General features: G+C 43.7%; 20 protein-coding genes. All 20 read right to left on the reverse strand.

Features of this window, described 5'->3' with window-relative positions:
• Positions 1 to 12: 12 nt before the first annotated feature.
• Genes RKD52_RS12330 through fliF form a run of 20 tightly spaced genes read right to left on the reverse strand, consistent with a single transcriptional unit; the run spans position 13 to position 15,929 of the window.
• Complete coding sequence (locus RKD52_RS12330) at positions 13 to 225, reverse strand: EscU/YscU/HrcU family type III secretion system export apparatus switch protein (protein WP_454099950.1); 213 nt, start codon at positions 223 to 225, stop codon at positions 13 to 15.
• Entirely contained in the window at positions 203 to 1,096 is an 894-nt protein-coding gene (locus RKD52_RS12335; protein WP_454099951.1) for an EscU/YscU/HrcU family type III secretion system export apparatus switch protein, read from the reverse strand. Before RKD52_RS12335 ends, RKD52_RS12330 begins: the two co-directional genes overlap by 23 nt.
• 1 nt (position 1,097) lies before the next feature.
• Complete coding sequence (gene fliR, locus RKD52_RS12340; RefSeq protein WP_454099952.1) at positions 1,098 to 1,871, reverse strand: flagellar biosynthetic protein FliR; 774 nt, start codon at positions 1,869 to 1,871, stop codon at positions 1,098 to 1,100.
• 4 nt (positions 1,872 to 1,875) lie between these two features.
• The gene (fliQ, locus tag RKD52_RS12345) at positions 1,876 to 2,145 is read right to left on the reverse strand and encodes a flagellar biosynthesis protein FliQ (RefSeq protein ID WP_369733119.1); all 270 of its coding nucleotides are present in this window, start codon (positions 2,143 to 2,145) and stop codon (positions 1,876 to 1,878) included.
• A gap of 14 nt (positions 2,146 to 2,159) precedes the next feature.
• Positions 2,160 to 2,825, reverse strand: coding sequence for a flagellar type III secretion system pore protein FliP (gene fliP / locus RKD52_RS12350; RefSeq protein WP_029281308.1), 666 nt, complete (start codon positions 2,823 to 2,825; stop codon positions 2,160 to 2,162).
• Positions 2,822 to 3,445: a flagellar biosynthetic protein FliO gene (locus tag RKD52_RS12355; RefSeq protein ID WP_454099953.1), complete on the reverse strand. Its 624-nt coding sequence runs from the start codon at positions 3,443 to 3,445 to the stop codon at positions 2,822 to 2,824. Before RKD52_RS12355 ends, fliP begins: the two co-directional genes overlap by 4 nt.
• Positions 3,446 to 3,462: 17 nt before the next feature.
• Positions 3,463 to 3,825, reverse strand: coding sequence for a response regulator (locus RKD52_RS12360; protein WP_369733116.1), 363 nt, complete (start codon positions 3,823 to 3,825; stop codon positions 3,463 to 3,465).
• A 19-nt stretch (positions 3,826 to 3,844) separates the two neighbouring features.
• Positions 3,845 to 4,951 carry a flagellar motor switch phosphatase FliY gene (gene fliY / locus RKD52_RS12365; protein ID WP_454099954.1) on the reverse strand — a complete coding sequence of 369 codons (1,107 nt, stop codon included), beginning with the start codon at positions 4,949 to 4,951 and terminating at the stop codon, positions 3,845 to 3,847.
• Complete coding sequence (fliM, locus tag RKD52_RS12370) at positions 4,944 to 5,942, reverse strand: flagellar motor switch protein FliM (RefSeq protein WP_454101207.1); 999 nt, start codon at positions 5,940 to 5,942, stop codon at positions 4,944 to 4,946. Before fliM ends, fliY begins: the two co-directional genes overlap by 8 nt.
• Before the next feature lie 35 nt (positions 5,943 to 5,977).
• On the reverse strand, positions 5,978 to 6,409 hold the full coding sequence (fliL, locus tag RKD52_RS12375; protein WP_029281318.1) for a flagellar basal body-associated protein FliL: 432 nt from the start codon (positions 6,407 to 6,409) through the stop codon (positions 5,978 to 5,980).
• Complete coding sequence (locus RKD52_RS12380) at positions 6,402 to 6,623, reverse strand: flagellar FlbD family protein (RefSeq protein ID WP_369733113.1); 222 nt, start codon at positions 6,621 to 6,623, stop codon at positions 6,402 to 6,404. The genes fliL and RKD52_RS12380 overlap by 8 nt, the downstream gene beginning before the upstream one ends.
• Before the next feature lie 32 nt (positions 6,624 to 6,655).
• Positions 6,656 to 7,579, reverse strand: coding sequence for a flagellar basal body rod protein FlgG (gene flgG / locus RKD52_RS12385; protein ID WP_454099955.1), 924 nt, complete (start codon positions 7,577 to 7,579; stop codon positions 6,656 to 6,658).
• Between the two features lie 48 nt (positions 7,580 to 7,627).
• Positions 7,628 to 8,062 (reverse strand): flagellar hook assembly protein FlgD, encoded by a 435-nt coding sequence (gene flgD, locus RKD52_RS12390; RefSeq protein WP_029565606.1) that lies wholly within the window; start codon positions 8,060 to 8,062, stop codon positions 7,628 to 7,630.
• A 13-nt stretch (positions 8,063 to 8,075) separates the two neighbouring features.
• Positions 8,076 to 10,208, reverse strand: coding sequence for a flagellar hook-length control protein FliK (locus tag RKD52_RS12395; protein ID WP_454099956.1), 2,133 nt, complete (start codon positions 10,206 to 10,208; stop codon positions 8,076 to 8,078).
• Positions 10,209 to 10,234: 26 nt separating this feature from the next.
• The gene (locus RKD52_RS12400; protein ID WP_454099957.1) at positions 10,235 to 10,804 is read right to left on the reverse strand and encodes a MotE family protein; all 570 of its coding nucleotides are present in this window, start codon (positions 10,802 to 10,804) and stop codon (positions 10,235 to 10,237) included.
• A 13-nt stretch (positions 10,805 to 10,817) separates the two neighbouring features.
• The gene (gene fliJ, locus RKD52_RS12405) at positions 10,818 to 11,261 is read right to left on the reverse strand and encodes a flagellar export protein FliJ (protein WP_454099958.1); all 444 of its coding nucleotides are present in this window, start codon (positions 11,259 to 11,261) and stop codon (positions 10,818 to 10,820) included.
• A complete protein-coding gene (gene fliI / locus RKD52_RS12410; RefSeq protein WP_454099959.1) occupies positions 11,258 to 12,580 on the reverse strand; it encodes a flagellar protein export ATPase FliI in 1,323 nt (440 codons plus the stop codon). Before fliI ends, fliJ begins: the two co-directional genes overlap by 4 nt.
• Before the next feature lie 4 nt (positions 12,581 to 12,584).
• Entirely contained in the window at positions 12,585 to 13,316 is a 732-nt protein-coding gene (gene fliH / locus RKD52_RS12415; protein WP_454099960.1) for a flagellar assembly protein FliH, read from the reverse strand.
• Positions 13,309 to 14,322 carry a flagellar motor switch protein FliG gene (fliG, locus tag RKD52_RS12420; RefSeq protein ID WP_454099961.1) on the reverse strand — a complete coding sequence of 338 codons (1,014 nt, stop codon included), beginning with the start codon at positions 14,320 to 14,322 and terminating at the stop codon, positions 13,309 to 13,311. The genes fliH and fliG overlap by 8 nt, the downstream gene beginning before the upstream one ends.
• Before the next feature lie 14 nt (positions 14,323 to 14,336).
• On the reverse strand, positions 14,337 to 15,929 hold the full coding sequence (fliF, locus tag RKD52_RS12425) for a flagellar basal-body MS-ring/collar protein FliF (RefSeq protein WP_454099962.1): 1,593 nt from the start codon (positions 15,927 to 15,929) through the stop codon (positions 14,337 to 14,339).
• Between the last annotated feature and the right edge of the window lie 54 nt (positions 15,930 to 15,983).

Genomic DNA, 15,983 nt, shown 5'->3' on the forward strand with positions numbered 1-15,983 from the left:
CATTGCAGGTTCTTACCCCTTATTTTTCAGCTGATACACGTAAGCCAGAATTTCAGCTATCGCTTTAAAAAATTCTTCCGGCACAGCCCTGCCGATATCAACCTGATCGTATAACGCTCTGGCTAAAGGACGATTTTCAATCATCGTCACATTATTTGTTTTCGCCGTTTCTTTGATTTTCTGAGCGACAAAATCGACTCCTTTAGCAACAACGAACGGGTGCATCCATTTTATCTTCGTCATATTTAAGGGCAATTGCGTAATGAGTCGGATTTGTAATCACGACATCTGCCCCAGGTACATCCTGCATCATTCTGCGTGTTGCCATTTCCCTTTGCTTTTGCTTAATTCTCGACTTGATCAGCGGATCTCCCTCGGATTTTTTAAACTCGTCCTTTAAATCCTGTTTTGACATCCGGATATTTTTCTCGAAATCATATTTTTGATAAAAATAATCGAGAAGCGAGAGAAAAAGGAGAGCAATGGATGCGAACAGCCCCATCTGAAAGGCAAGCTTCGAAACAAAGAGAAACGCTTTTTCAACCGACAGCTTTGAAAGGGACAGAATCTCGTCCATCTGAAACCAAATGACGGAAAAAGTGACAGCCCCGACAAATGATATTTTCAAAATGGATTTCAGCAGTTCAACGACAGCTCTAAGCGAGTAGATCCGCTTAAACCCTTGAATTGGATTGATTTTTTCCAGTTTCATCTGCACCGCTTCAGTTGAAAACAAAAACCCGACCTGCATGTAATTCGCTGCAACTCCCGCAACCAGGGCAACCCCCATAATCGGTCCAGCCATATACGCGGACTGAACAGCAATCTGTATCATTAATTCATGTACATTTTTCTCGGACAATTGAAGCAGCAAGGTCTCCTGCAGCGAAGATTTCATCAGTGCGAGCAGCTGCTTCATCATATATGGTCCAATAAACAGAAAGGCAAGGAATACAGCGAGGAGACCGATGGCTGTATTTACATCTGCGCTCTTTGCAACCTGCCCCTTTTTTCTGACGTCTTCGCGTTTTCTCGGGGTGGCTTTTTCTGTTTTTTCTCCTGAAAAGAATTGCAGGTCCAGTTTTATAAAATCCATGTCAGCCTCCGGCAAAAAGTTGCATCAAATTTCTCATCGTTTCAATCATCATTTCCATCACATGCTGAATGAGCATAAAAATAGATCCCATAACGAGAATAAGCATTACAAAGCTGACTCCGATTTTAAGAGGCAGGCCAACGACGAAAATATTCAGCTGCGGAACAGTCCGGGCAGTAATCCCAAGGGCAAGGTCCACCAAAAAAAGAGAAGCAGCGACCGGAAAGGACATTTGGAATGCGATCAGAAACATTGCGCTGAATGCTTTCGTAATTAATAGTGCAGCACTTCCATCACCGAGAGGAAACAATTCTCCTTTAAGAGGAATAAATTGATAGCTGTAAAACACGCCGTCCAAAAGCAAATGATGTGCATTTATGCTCAGCATGAACAATAGCGCCATGACATTCAGAAACTGCCCGATCAGCGGACTTTGAGACCCTGTTTGCGGATCAATAATGTTTGCAATAGCAAAGCCCGTCTGAAAATCAATTAAACTTCCGGCGATTTGGACAGCCGCGAGCATCAAGTAAGCAGAAAACCCGATCAAGAGGCCAATAAGCACTTCTTTCAGCACCAGCAGAACAAATTCTCCGCCTATTTCTACAGGTTCCGGCTGAACAGATGAAAAAACAATGACTGATAAAAAGAATGAAAAACCAATTTTGTGCTGCTGCGGAATCGTTCTGTAGGAAAACAGCGGCATTGTGACAAAAAAAGCGCTCATTCTTGCAAAAATAAGCAAAAATGCCGGAAAATACTCTATTACATCCATTCTCTTATCCTACAAACCGGTCAAGGTTGCCGAAAATGTCCTGTGCGTACGAAATGATTGTAGACAGCATCCATGGACCGAAAAAAATCAGCCCGACAAGAACCCCGACAATTTTCGGAACAAACGCAAGCGTTTGTTCCTGTATTTGAGTTGTGGCCTGAAAGATACTTACTGCAAGTCCAATAATCAGTGCAATGGCAAGCAGCGGCCCGCAAATAATCAGCGTTGTATAAATCGCTTTTTCTGCTATAGAAATAACAAATTCAGAACTCATCTTATATCTCCTGTTCAAAAGCTTTGAAGCAATGATTTCACAACCAGGTACCACCCATCCACAAGAACGAAAAGAAGGATTTTAAATGGCAGAGAAATCATCACGGGAGGAAGCATCATCATCCCCATAGACATCAAAATACTAGCTACAACCATATCAATGACCAAAAAAGGAATAAAAATCATAAATCCAATTTGAAAGGCTGTCTTGATTTCACTTATTGCAAATGCAGGAACAAGTGCAGTCAAAGGGATATCTTCAACTGACTTGGGCTTTTCAAGATTGGCATATTGAAGAAACAGCGCAAGGTCTTTCTGCCTTGTATGTTTGCTCATAAATTCCTTGAGCGGAAGTGAAGCTTTATCGTATGCCTCTTCAAGACCGATTTCTTCATTGAATAAAGGTGTCAGCGCCTGCTGATTAATATCAGAAAAAACCGGGGCCATGATAAAAAAAGTTAAAAACAAAGCAATTCCAATCAGGATCTGATTAGGAGGCATCTGCTGTGTGGCAAGCGACGTTCTGACAAATGAAAGCACGATGATGATTCTTGTGAAACATGTCATCAAAATCAGAATGCTTGGAGCGAGAGAAAGGACAGTCAGCAAAAGCAGCAGCTTGACAGATGTGCTTACATTCGCAGCATCGCTTGAGCTGAATATTTCTATAAATTCGTTCATTCTTTGCTGTCCTTTCTCTTTATGTCTTCCAGTGCGGATTGCCGGTCTTTTCTCAGTTGAAGAAGCTGATCTTTAAATGAAGCCAAAGGTTTTTCTTCCCGGGAGCTGGATGCCCCGGCCAATCCGGACAGGTTTTTAACCCACTCAGGCTGAACCCTGTGCTGCATAAACTTCTCTTCATGGAGCCGGACAATTTCTTTGCATTCTTCTTCATCATCTATTTCCTTCAGCAGCTGAACACTGTCTGAAACACCGACGACAAGAATACTGCCGCCGACTTTCACCAGCTGTACACTCCGGTTCTGCCCCACATTTGTTCCGCCGAGATTCTCTATGTATTTGGATGAAGCGTTAATCCTGTTTTTTCCTGCTGTAAACTTTATAAGCATATAAATTAAGAAAAGAACAAAACCAGTAGCAAGAATCATTTTTATAAAATCCCATGCTGATACACCGGGAGCAGCCGTGTCTTCCTTCTGGGCTTCAGGACCTGAAGGCCGGTCGTTTTTCACCCAGTCAGAAACGGTTCCTGATTCCTGTCCGGCGAAAACTTGAACGGGCCCATTAACAAGCAGACAGAGACAGAAGAACAGCAAAAACCATAGCCATTTTGTATTCACGTGCTGGTATTCTCCCTTTAGCTTAATGTTTTATTGATTGCTTCAAGCACCCGGTCTGCCTGGAACGGCTTCACGATAAAATCCTTCGCGCCCGCCTGAATCGCATCAATAACCATCGCCTGCTGGCCCATGGCCGAACACATGATAACCCGCGCATGAGGATTCATTTTTTTAATTTCTTTTAATGCCGTTATTCCGTCCATCTCGGGCATTGTTATGTCCATTGTGACAAGATCAGGATGGTGTTCTTTGTACTTTTCTACTGCCTGCGCCCCGTCAGAAGCCTCTGCAACAACATCAAACCCGTTCTTTGTCAAAATATCTTTGATCATCATTCTCATAAAAGCTGCGTCATCCACAATCATAATTTTATGTGCCATATTCGTCTCTCCCTCAAAATTACTTTAATCTGTGCAAGCGTTCGGACTGGCTAAGGATATCTGTCACCCGCACTCCGAAGTTTTCCTCGATTACTACAACTTCTCCCTGTGCAACAATTTTATTGTTGATCAGTATATCTACAGGCTCTCCTGCAAGTTTATCAAGTTCAATAATGGACCCTGCGGACAGTTCAAGAATCTCTTTCACTGAACGCTTCGTTCTGCCAAGTTCAACCGTTACTTTAAGCGGAATATCAAGCAGCATATCAAGATTTTTCATGTCGTTTTTAGGAGCAGCCACCCCGTCAAATGAAGAAAATTCTGCCGGTTTTACTTCTACAGGTTTAGGATTAGGTTTGTACTGGATTTGTTCCTCCTGAACAGGCTTTTGAGGCGGAGCCTGCTGCTGATATGCCGTATTAGGCATCGTCTCAATTGCTGCTGCCGGTTCTGGGGGATTCATCAGTTCATCTACAAGCCCCTTAGCAAAATGGAGGGGAAGCAGCTGCATGATTTCGGAATCGATCAGAGTTCCCACTTTGATTCTGAATGCAACCTTCAAAAAAGGATCATCCTGTGGAAGCGCCTCAGTCCCTTCTCCGCCTTTTAAATCCAGCAATTCAATAGATGGAGGAGAAATATCGACTTTTTTATTGAAGATCGTAGACATAGATGTAGCTGCAGAACCCATCATTTGATTCATAGCTTCCTGCACAGCGCTGATCATGATGTCATTTAGCTCAGTATCCGTAATTTCACCATTTCCGCCGATCATTAAATCCGCGATGATGGCTGCATCACTCTGTTTAATCACAAGCAAGTTGCTTCCTGTAAAACCTTCTGTGTAATTCACTTCGATCGCGACATATGGATGCGGAAATTCATCCGCAAGCTTTTGTCTTTGAATGACTGACACTGTCGGTGTTGTGATATCCACTTTTTGCTGAAGAAGAGTCGACAGCGCTGTTGCAGAACTTCCAAACGAAATATTTCCGATTTCGCCAATTGTGTCCTGCTCCATTAATGTAAGGTAATCTTCTATTAAATTGTCAGAATCGTAGTCGCTGCTCCCGCTGCCATTCAGCAGGGCATCGATTTCATCCTGAGATAACATCCCGTTACTCACTTTCTTTTTGCCCCCCTTGGTATTGTCCCAATACTTGCACAGCCGATTTGCGCTTTAATTTTCCGGGCTGTCCGATGAATTTTGGCTGGTCTCCAATTTTAATGATTAAAGGCTGATCTATTGACGTTTCAAGCTGAATGACATCTCCTGCCGAAATATCCAAAAACTCCTGTACGGTTATCTCTGAATGTCCGAGCTCCGCTGTTACCTCAAGTTCAGCACCATGAATTTTCTTCTCAAGAGCGTTCACTTCAGCTGCTTTTGGCTCTTTCCGCTCGGATTGCATCCAAAAATGAACGCTTAGCCTCGGCATGATCGGCTCAAGAACGACATGAGGTATGCAAATATTTATCATCCCGCTGGTATCGCCAATCTGCGTGTTTAATGAGATAACAACGACAGTTTCATTTGGGGATACCAATTGAAGAAACTGCGGATTCACCTCAAGCTTCATATCCGCTGGTTCAATATCATACACAGAGCCCCAGGCCTCTCTGTAATTATCGAGAGATTTTTCAAACAGGTTTGTCATAATTTTCGTCTCAATTTCAGTCAATGAAGTCGAGTGGCTTATTCCAGTACCATGGCCGCCCATCAGCCTGTCCATCATGGCATAGGCGATGTTCCGGTTTACTTCCATTAGGACTCTGCCATTCAGAGGCCTTGCTTCAAATACGTTTAAAACGGTCATCTTTGGGATTGAACGGATAAATTCTTCATAAGGCAGCTGGTCAACGGCTCCGGCGGTAATTTGAACGTACGTGCGGAGCTGAGCTGAAAAATACGTTGTCAAAAGCCTTGCAAAATTTTCATGAATTCTAGTTAAGCTTCTGATTTGGTCTTTTGAAAAGCGCAACGCTCTTTTAAAATCGTAAACTTTTACTTTCTTTTCCGTTTCTTCCTTTTTCAGTTCATCTGCATCCATCTCTCCAGAAGAGATTGCAGACAGCAGGGCATCTATTTCACTCTGGGACAGTATCTCGCTTGACATCATTCACACCTCCTCTGCACAGAATGTTTGCAAGATTACTGGATAATATAGGAGGTTGTGTATACCTTCTTGATTTCGCCCTTTTGCAGTAATTCATTCACTTGTTTTTGTACCGTCTTTTTAAATGCGTTCATGCCTTCTTTTCCATCTAGTTCTTCAGCTGTTATGCTTGAAAGCTCAGAAATAATGATATCTCTTACTTGAAATTCTCTTTTTTCAAGCTCTTCCTTCGCTTTTTTGCTGTCCGTTTCAAGCTTAAAGGAAAGCCGGACAATATTATCGCTTGAGAGATTGGTCGTGATTTCGGGAAGATCATATGATTGAGCAATGACATCATCAATGGATGGTCCTTTTTCTTTTGCTTCAGCAGTACCCATGAAATTTGTTACGATAACAAGTGCTGTCACCCCTACAAGCGTGATCGACGTAATAATGACAAGCATGATCGTCATTAGTTTTTTATTCATCTTCCTTCACCTCCGCAGAAGCAGCTGCATGCATGATATGAATCTCCCGGTAAAACTTCTTGATTCTCTCTGCAACCTCTGCTTCAGATTCCTTCACTACAAATTTCTTTCCATTTGTCAGTGTGATGGTTGTATCGGGAAAGGATTCTATCTGTTCCATATAAATGGCATTCAGTCTAAACGGTTTGCCGTTCAATCTAGTCAGTAAAATCAATTTATTCGGGGTACAGCCCCCTGCCCCCTAACCTATCGTTTTAAGTTCATCAGTTCCTGAAGTATTTCATCTGAAGTGGTAATCACTTTTGTATTGGACTGGAAACCGCGCTGTGCAACGATCATGTCTGTGAATTCCTCTGCGAGATCTACGTTGGACATTTCCAAAAATCCAGTCATGATTGTTGCTGAACCGTTTTGGCCAGGGATATCAAATTCAGCTAATTCCCATGTATTATTGTTGTTTTTATCGATAGTTCCTGAGTTGCTTGACTCTTTATAAAGATTTCCTCCAACTTTTTCAAGCCCTCCATCGTTCGCAAAATTCGCTACGCGTATTTGGCCGCTGACTCGTAATTGACCACCTGAATCAACAAAAGAAACCGTTCCGTCAGGTCCAATATTGAAGCTCTTTGCATCCAGAGGAATTTGAATAAGTCCTGCAGAATTACTTGTACCTGTTCCAAAGCCAGTATTTGTTTTTTGACCAGCTTCACCTATTAAGTAGTAGCCGTCTGCAGTAACAAGGTATCCCTGATCATCAAGGTAGAAGTTACCTGCTCTTGTGTAACTTAAATCAACAGCATCTTCAATAGGTCCGGTAATCCTATTTGTAGTAAAATCAACACTTCCCTTAATCGTCCCAACCGCAAAAAATCCGTCTCCCGCAAGCGCAAGGTCAAGAGTCCGTCCTGTTGATTGATTAGCGCCCCCGGTGTGAATCGTATCAATTGAACTTAGTGCCGATCCAAGACCAACCTGCTTAGCATTCATGCCGCTTGTGTTGGCAGTTGAAGCACTTGCACCTGCCATTTGCTGGCTCATAAGATCTTTGTAAGTCACTCGGCCTTTTTTGAATCCGTACGTATTGACGTTTGCGATGTTATTTCCGATAACATCAAGCTTTGTTTGAAAGTTTTTCATTCCGCTTACTCCTGAGTACAATGAACGCAACATATATAATCTCTCCCTGGTTTTTTATCTTTTTTGACCTATTTGCACGCTTTAGGAAGCGGATGCTTCCGTTACTTTTGTGACGAAAGCACTTGGCACTTCGTCTCCGTTTTGCATCTCAAGAATAATATCCGGTCCCGATTGTTTAATGGATTTAACAATTCCTGTTTTTGCTTCACCGTCTTCTGTTTTCCAGTCAATCTGCTTTCCGATCATCTCAGAGTATTTCAAGATGCCGTCATTCACCTGAACCTGTATGAAGCTGCTCATTTGTGTATTCAAGTTGGTCATTTGCTCCAGTGATGAAAAGCTTGCCATTTGAGATATAAATTCTTTGTCTTCCATTGGATTAAGAGGATCCTGGTTTTGCAGCTGTGCAATAAGTATTTTCAGGAAATCATCTTTTCCGAGACTTGATTTTCCTCCAGTTCTGACAGCTGCAGTTGAAGAAAGGAAAAGTCCCGAGTCAATCGTATTTTGAGCCATTGTTTATCTCCTTTTATGTCAGCATGTTCAGATGATCTTTAAATGAATCAGTCTCTTCAGCGCGGTCTTTTTCCTCACCCTGTTCTTTTTCCGGCTGCCTTTCGTCTTGATCACGTTCCCGGAACAAGTCTGGCTGCTCCCCGTATACATCAAATCTGTCTACAGCAATTTGAAACGCCGGAAGGGCGGCTTTGAGATGCTGAATGCTATGTTCCACAAGCTCTTTTGCAGAAGAGGTTGAGGTAATAATTTTTGCCGTCGTTTCCCCGTTCAGTCTTTGAAGCTTTACTGTCAGAAGGCCAAGATGCTCAGGTGCAAGTCTGATTGTCATTTGGGAAAATCCGTTTATTGCAAAAGCAGGTTTTGCTCTTTTGAACACCTCGGTGATCTGGGCTGAAAATTCCCGTTTAACCGGCTCGCCCTGATGCTCTTTTAGTTCAGGGGAAGCATTCAGCTTTACCTCAGTAAGTCCCGGTGAAGGCTGATGCACAGTACTGTTCCCGTCCTTGTTAAACAATTGCTGCCATTCATTCTTCATTTCCGGTAAGCCTGGACTGCGCATGTGATTCTCCGTCACATTTACCTCCAACTGTTTGAGGTCTGCCTGAAAATTACCCATGGAATCAGGAGTCTGCGGCCTGGTCCCATTGCTGGATTCAACTGCAGCCGGTCTGAAATAGCCTTTACTCAGAAGCTGATGGACAGCCTCCTGTTTTCCCCCGCCTGCATCTATTTCTTTTTTCAGCGGAAGACGGCCAATGGCAGGCTGTTCTGTATAACTGGCTTTATGAAGGACTTGAAGGAGCTGATTCCCTTCGAGTTGAGACTGCAGATTTTTCAGTGAAGATATCGTTCTATCCGAGTCTGTCCTTACTGCAGCACTTATCTCTTCAATAAGTCGGGCAAGACCCTGTTCTCCGCCTGCAGAAAAAATACGATGCAGAGGCTTTAAAATGGACGTAAGTTTATCAATCGCATTCTTATTAATAATCGTTATGTCCTGCTGATTTTCAAAGTCCATGGCCTCATTGCTCTTACTGTTTTTGTCTGAAGGCCCTACTTTCAATACATCTTTTATTGCTTGCTTAATGGCAGCGAGTATATTTCCTTCTAAGGTTTCCGCCTCAGAAGATTGACTGAACAATGTGCTTGCCCCGCCAGAAAATGTTTGTGGTGCATGTCCCCTTGACGCGTTCATTAAATCACCATGGCGGTTAATGCTATTTGCATGCTGAGGATTTTGCAACATAGCAACGTGAGGTTCACTATTTTCACCCATAACTTGTGCAGAAAATTGTGCCTTTTCAGCAGACTTTTCCTGGACTATAGATGATTCCTGTCCTGCCGTTTGTCTGACATATCCGAAAGCTGGAGGAGTGTTAGTTTTGCCTGTGAAAAGATCTGCCTTGACTTCTGCCGCTGCGTATTTTTCTGCTGTAGTAAGCAGGTTTGCTTCGTCGGTGTTTTCCGCCTGTTGCATGTTCTGTCCAGTTATTGCTCTTTGTTCTCCGACCCGAACCGGATGTGGAGAAGCAGCAATATCTGCTGAATGCTGACTCATCCTCATCGTTTCAGTAATCCCGGAGTCTTCATTTGCCGTTTTTTTCTTCCGCTGAAAATGTGCTTCGGGAGCGATATGCGCATTGGTCATATTATGTGAAATTCCGCCTGCTTCAGCTTGATGTTTTGGAGCATCCCCTCCTGCAAAACCTTCCTTGCTTTCAGGTCCAATGAATTCACCTGCTTCGTTTTGAACCTTTACTACTGTTTTTTTAGGATAATCAGCCTGCTCAGCCGCAGTTTCTGTTTCTTTTATCAAAAACCTGCCTAACCCGGTTTTAGTCTGTTCAGAAATCGTGTTTTCCGCAGCCGGCGTAAGCGTCTGCAGGCCATTTACAGTTCCTTCAGGCATGACGGCTTCATTTACTGCGAGTTCCTTGATAAGCTCTTTGAATGCATCTGCCAATTCGGGATCCACGTATTCATTTTTCTCATTAAACGAGTCAACTTGTCCGCCTGTCTCAGTACTTCCTGCCGCCCCTGCAGAACCGAGCAGTAAAGATAAAAAGGAAACCTGTACCCCTGAACCCGTCTTGCCGTCATTGTTCATGACCGAAACCGGGCCTGCCGAAAACGTAATTTTCAACCTGCATCCCCCTTGTCTCTTGCAAACTAGGAATCTGAAAGCATATTTGTATATTTAGCGGCGTCTTCCGGACTCATTTTTTCCAAAACAGAAATAATTTGTTCATCACCAATAGCTTTCAGAATCTTTAATGCTTCTTCATCAGAAAGCAGCGGAATGATCGCCGCGGCTTTTTTACTTGTCATTTTATTGTAAAGTTTGGCGATGTCCCGTCCGTTTTCCTCTTCGGCTGCTGCCGCTTTCAGCTGTTCTTCCATGGATCTAATTTCCTGGCTCAGCCGCTGAATCTCTTCCTCTTTTAAGTCCCTGTCATTTTCAAGGGCAGCTATATCCTGCTGCTGTCGTTTTATTTCCGATTTTTGAAGCTCATTTTCTTCCTTGAGTTCCTTTTCTGCAGAAGACTCTGCATGACCGGATGTTTTCTGTTCTGCGGGGATTCCCGGCAGAAGCGCGGCAGTTTCTTTTAGTTTTCCGGTTACGTCAATTCCCGCAACAGTTAAAATGACCGCAATGAAGGTTACCGTAAAAAAGAAAGGGATGATGACAACAAAGAGCAGCCATTGGAATTTTCCAGTTTCTTTTTCATCGTTTTTCACTTTCACTTTTCACCTAATTCCCCCGCACGGCATAAGACTGGACAGAAAGATCGTCCATACTCTTGATTTCAGTGTCTTTCACCCAGCGCACATAGACTTCGCGGTGTTTTTCTTTCATTTTTTCGTACTTTTTTACTTCTATATTTTTTTCTGTGAGAACTTGCTGCTTTTCATTCATTCTCTTCCTTGCTGCTGCTGTGAGATTCTGATAGTGTGAAATTGTTTTTTCAAGATTTGATACAAACTGCTGAAAGTGCCGGATTTCCTGAACCGGCATGCCCGAATTCAGCTGAAAGAGCGTTTTTTCTTCAAGCACTTCTTTTTTCTTCAGGCATGTATACAGCTTTTCAGCAGCCTTCTCAAAGTCTGCTACCGATAACTGATAAGCTTCAAGAGACTGATCTTTTTCCATTTCTTTAAGTTCAAGAATTTTTTGAAACCTGTAAGCGTATTTCACGTGTTATCTCCTATTTCAATCAGTGATTGCAGGTATTCCGCACTTTGTTCAAATGAGATTTTTTCGTGCACATCCTGCTTCAGAAAAGAAAGGATCTTCGGATAATACCTGATCGCTTCGTCAATTTCTCTGCTGGTTCCGCGCTTGTATGCGCCTATGTTAATTAAGTCCTCAGAGTTTAAATAGACAGCAAGCAGATCCCTTAGCTTTGAAGCGTTTTTCTTTTGTTCAGCAGGGACAATCTGGCTCATCACACGGCTGATGCTTTTCAGCACATTGACTGCAGGAAATTGCCCTTTATTTGCAAGATTTCTGTCAAGAACGATGTGGCCGTCAAGAATTCCTCTTACCGTGTCTGAAATCGGCTCATTCAGATCATCCCCGTCAACCAATACTGTATAAAAAGCGGTAATGGAGCCATGTTCATTTGTTCCGGTCCGTTCAAGAAGCTTCGGGAGGACGGCAAAGACACTAGGCGTGTACCCTTTTGTGGTCGGAGGCTCTCCTGCTGCAAGGCCAATTTCCCTTTGCGCCATGGCAACACGGGTGACAGAATCCATCATCAGCATCACATTTAACCCTTTATCTCTGAAATATTCTGCGATTGCAGTAGCTGTATAAGAAGCCTTCAGTCTCATCAGGGCAGGCTGATCAGATGTAGCAGCCACAATAATGGACCTTTTGAGTCCTTCTTCACCAAGGTCTTTTTCAATAAATTCACGAACTTCCCGCCCGCGTTCACCTATGAGGGCAATGACATTCAGGTCTGCTTTTGTGTTTCTTGCAATCATTCCGAGAAGCGTGCTTTTTCCAACACCGCTTCCTGCAAAAATGCCGACACGCTGTCCTTTTCCAACTGTCAAAAGACTGTCAATAACTCTGACCCCAACTTCCATCGTCTCATTGATTGGCGGACGGTTCATAGGGTTTGGCGGATTTTGTTCAGCTGATATTGGCGTCAGGCCTTTTGGCAGCGGTGATTGATTAAAGGGAAGACCGAATGCATCAACTGTCTGGCCGATCAGCCCCATTCCCGCTTTGATCTTCAGAGGCTCGTTTGTTGCTTCAACAAGACTTCCGGGTGAGATCTGATTCACATGCTCAAACGGCATCAACAGAACATATTCATCTCTGAAACCCACTACTTCTGCAGCTATTTTCATTTCCTTAGAAGTACCCGTATGAATGTAGCAAAGGTCGCCAATTGAGCTTTCCGGACCTTTGGATTCAATCATCAGCCCGATTACCTTGCTTACTTTTCCATATCTTTTAAATGAATCCATTGAATCTATCTTTAGAAGCAAGTCTGCTGCTTTCAAACCGTCAATCCTCCCCAATCAGCTGAAGCATGCTTTTTTTCAGCTGATTCAGCTGGGCATCAACGCCGGCATCCATTGTGCCGGCAGGAGATTCAATCACGCAGCTTCCTTCCTGAAGACTTTCGTCAGGATAAATGAACAGATCAGCCCTGGAAAGCAACACATCTTCCAGCTCGCTTTTTTGCTTGAGAAGCCTGCTGTAATAAAGCGGGTTAACGAACACTTTTATTTCCGGATGTTCTCTGACTTCATGCAAAGCTTTTTTAACTAGTTCGGCAAAGCAGGCAGGATGCTCTTCAAGCTTGATGAACATGATTTTTTCAGAAAGCTTCACGGCCAGATTAATAATGGTCTCTTCTGATTGGGACACTTTTTCTATGTAATCCTCTTTTGCCTGATCCACAATGGTTTTTGCCTCTGAGAGAAAGGAGCTGTATTGCTGCAGGGATTCCTGTCTGCCCGCCTCAAAACCGGCTTGAAACCCTTCCTCTCTTGCCACTAGTTCTTGCTGTTTTTTTTCACTGATCCATTTTTCCTGCTCGTCTTGCGCCTGCTTTAGAATTCTGTCTGCCTGAACTCTGGCATGTTCCAGCAGCTGATCAGCGTCTGCTTTTGCCTGATGCATGACCATCTCGGGATCTATTTTCTCAGCTGGTGCGGACAGGACCGTTCTTAGAATTATGGCTTTTTTGCCCTGTTCTGCTGCGGCTCGGTCTGATTTAATTAAATTAGACAATGACATCATCCCCCCCGCCGCGGGCAATGACAATTTCTCCTGCATCCTCAAGTCTGCGGATAACAGAGACAATGCGTGATTGTGCTTCTTCTACATCCCGAAGTCTGACTGGACCCATAAATTCCATTTCTTCTTTAAATGTGTCTGCCATTCTCTTGGACATGTTCTTGAACACAATTTCCTTCACTTCTTCGCTTGCGACTTTAAGCGACAGCATCAGATCTTCGTTTTCTACATCTCTGATGACGCGCTGAATGGCCCTGCTGTCGAGTGTGACAATATCCTCAAAAACAAACATCCGTTTTTTGATTTCTTCTGCAAGCTCAGGATCCTGAATTTCAAGAGAATCAAGGATGGTCTTTTCTGTACTGCGGTCAACACCGTTCAGCACCTCAACAACCGCTTCCACTCCGCCTGTCTGCGTATAATCCTGTGTGACAGCAGAAGAGAGCTTTCTCTCAAGGACCTGTTCCACTTCATTGATAATTTCCGGTGAGGTCCTGTCCATTTTAGCAATCCTTATTGCAATATCCGCCTGCTGCTGATGCGGCAGACCGGACAGGATCTGTCCTGACTGTACCGGATCAAGGTAGGAGAGAATGAGCGCAATCGTTTGCGGGTGCTCTCCCTGAATAAAATTAAAGATTTGGGCCGGGTCAGCTTTTCTCGCAAAATCAAACGGCTTTACCTGTAAGGAAGATGTAAGCCGGTGGATAATGCTTGAAGCCCGCTCTTCTCCAAGCGCTTTTTCAAGAATTTGTTTCGCATATGAAATGCCGCCCTGGGAAATGAATTCCTGAGCCATCGCGATTTGATGAAACTCTTCAATAATTCCTTCTTTATTCTGAGAATCTACATTTCTTACACTCGAAATCTCTAATGTAAGCTTTTCAATTTCTTCTTCAGAAAGATGCTTGTAAACCGATGCGGCTGCGTCAGGACCTAGAGAAATCAGAAGGAGGGCGGCTTTTTGCTTGCCTGTCAATTTGCTTGCTCGTTTAACCATTTATGAGTAACCTCCTATTCTTCCGTCAGCCATGATCTGAGCAGTTTGGCAAAGTCCTCCGGTTTATCCCGCGCCATTTTTTCAAGCTGCTTTCTCCTGACATCCCCTTCGCTTTCAGGTGCATCGTTTACATCAGGAAGAATCATTTTCTCCTGATAGAATATTTCCTCTTCTTCCGGTTCAGCTGGTTCTTTTCTATTTCTTTTAAACAGTAAAACCAGAAGAATCGCAATGACAAGGAGCATTACGCCTCCTGCGATATATAGCCATAACGGGATTGAACGGGCCGTTTCAGTATCCATTGTCTGTTTTCCGGCAAACGGCTGAACAGATACAGAAATCTTTTCCTCTATTTGTTCAGCAGTTAATGGATCAGCCTGAGGATCTTTGTCGATGGAAGTCCGGACAATTGATCCAAGAAGCTGCTGGATGTCTGCGACGCTTTGTGCAGGCAGAGAGGCTGGGTCATCTGCAGTAGGCGGTTCAACCATGACCTGTATGCCCAGATCCCTGATTCTGTATGGACTTTCTGTAATTTCTTTTTTCACACGATTGACTTCATTATTGATTCGTTCTTCTACTTTTTCATAATCTCCTGAACCTTCGCCCTGAACGGCTTCATATCCGGGAACATCATCTTCTCCCGTCCCGGTTACTCCGCCTGCACCGGCACCCTCTCCGCTGTAGGTTTCTGTAATCCGTTCAACGCTCACGGCCAAACCTTCATTGTTTTCTTCATCAGCTGCTTCGACAAGATTTTCTTCCCGCTTTTCCTGAGTGAAATCAAGATCTGCAGTGACCGAAACCACAACTTTATCCTGGCCCATCATCGTTCCGAGCATTTTCTGAACTTGCCGCTGTATGTCTTTTTCAATCTTCGACTTCAAATCGTGCTGGGAACTGATGTTTTCGGCAAGCGGCATATTTTCATCACTTTTCAAATCAAAATACTCAAAATTCTGATCCATGATGACGATATTATCAGTGGATAATCCCGGAACACTCTTTGATACTAAATGGTACAAAGCATTCACGTTGGCCTGATCGAGCTGAACTCCAGGTTTTGTGTTGAGCACAATAGATGCAGTGGCTGTACCGTTGTCCTCACTGACAAAAACTGATTCTTTCGGTAGATTGATCATGACCTTTGCATCATCAACCCCCTCGATCCCCTTCATCAGGTTCGAAAGCTCTGTCTGAGTCGCCTTCAGTTTTAAAACATCAAATTCATTATCGGTCATCCCAAATCCAATGTTCTGTCCGAAAAAGGAATAATCAATGACCCCGCTGTTTGGTATGCCCTCTGCTGCAAGCTCCACTTTCAGCGTGTCGGTCATTTCGGCAGGCACCATGATGGTCGAGCCATTGTCCGTAATTTTTGATTGTATACCCTGCGAGTCAAGCGTTTCTTTGATCTGGCCTGTCTCATTGGGTGATAAGTCCCTGTACAGCGGCACCAGCTTCGGATTTGCTGCCATATAGCCTGCAATCACAGCAAAAAGCAGCAAAGCTGCCGCACCGCCAATCATAAAACCTTTTTGCGCTTTTGACCTTTCATTCCAAAATTGTCTGGTTTTCATTCTGAATTCTGTTACTTTTTGATTCATTCGTTGAAATCCCCCGATAAAGACAGCTTGCGTGCAGCAGACCGGCTACATTGC

This window comes from Metabacillus sp. SLBN-84, assembly GCF_053629595.1.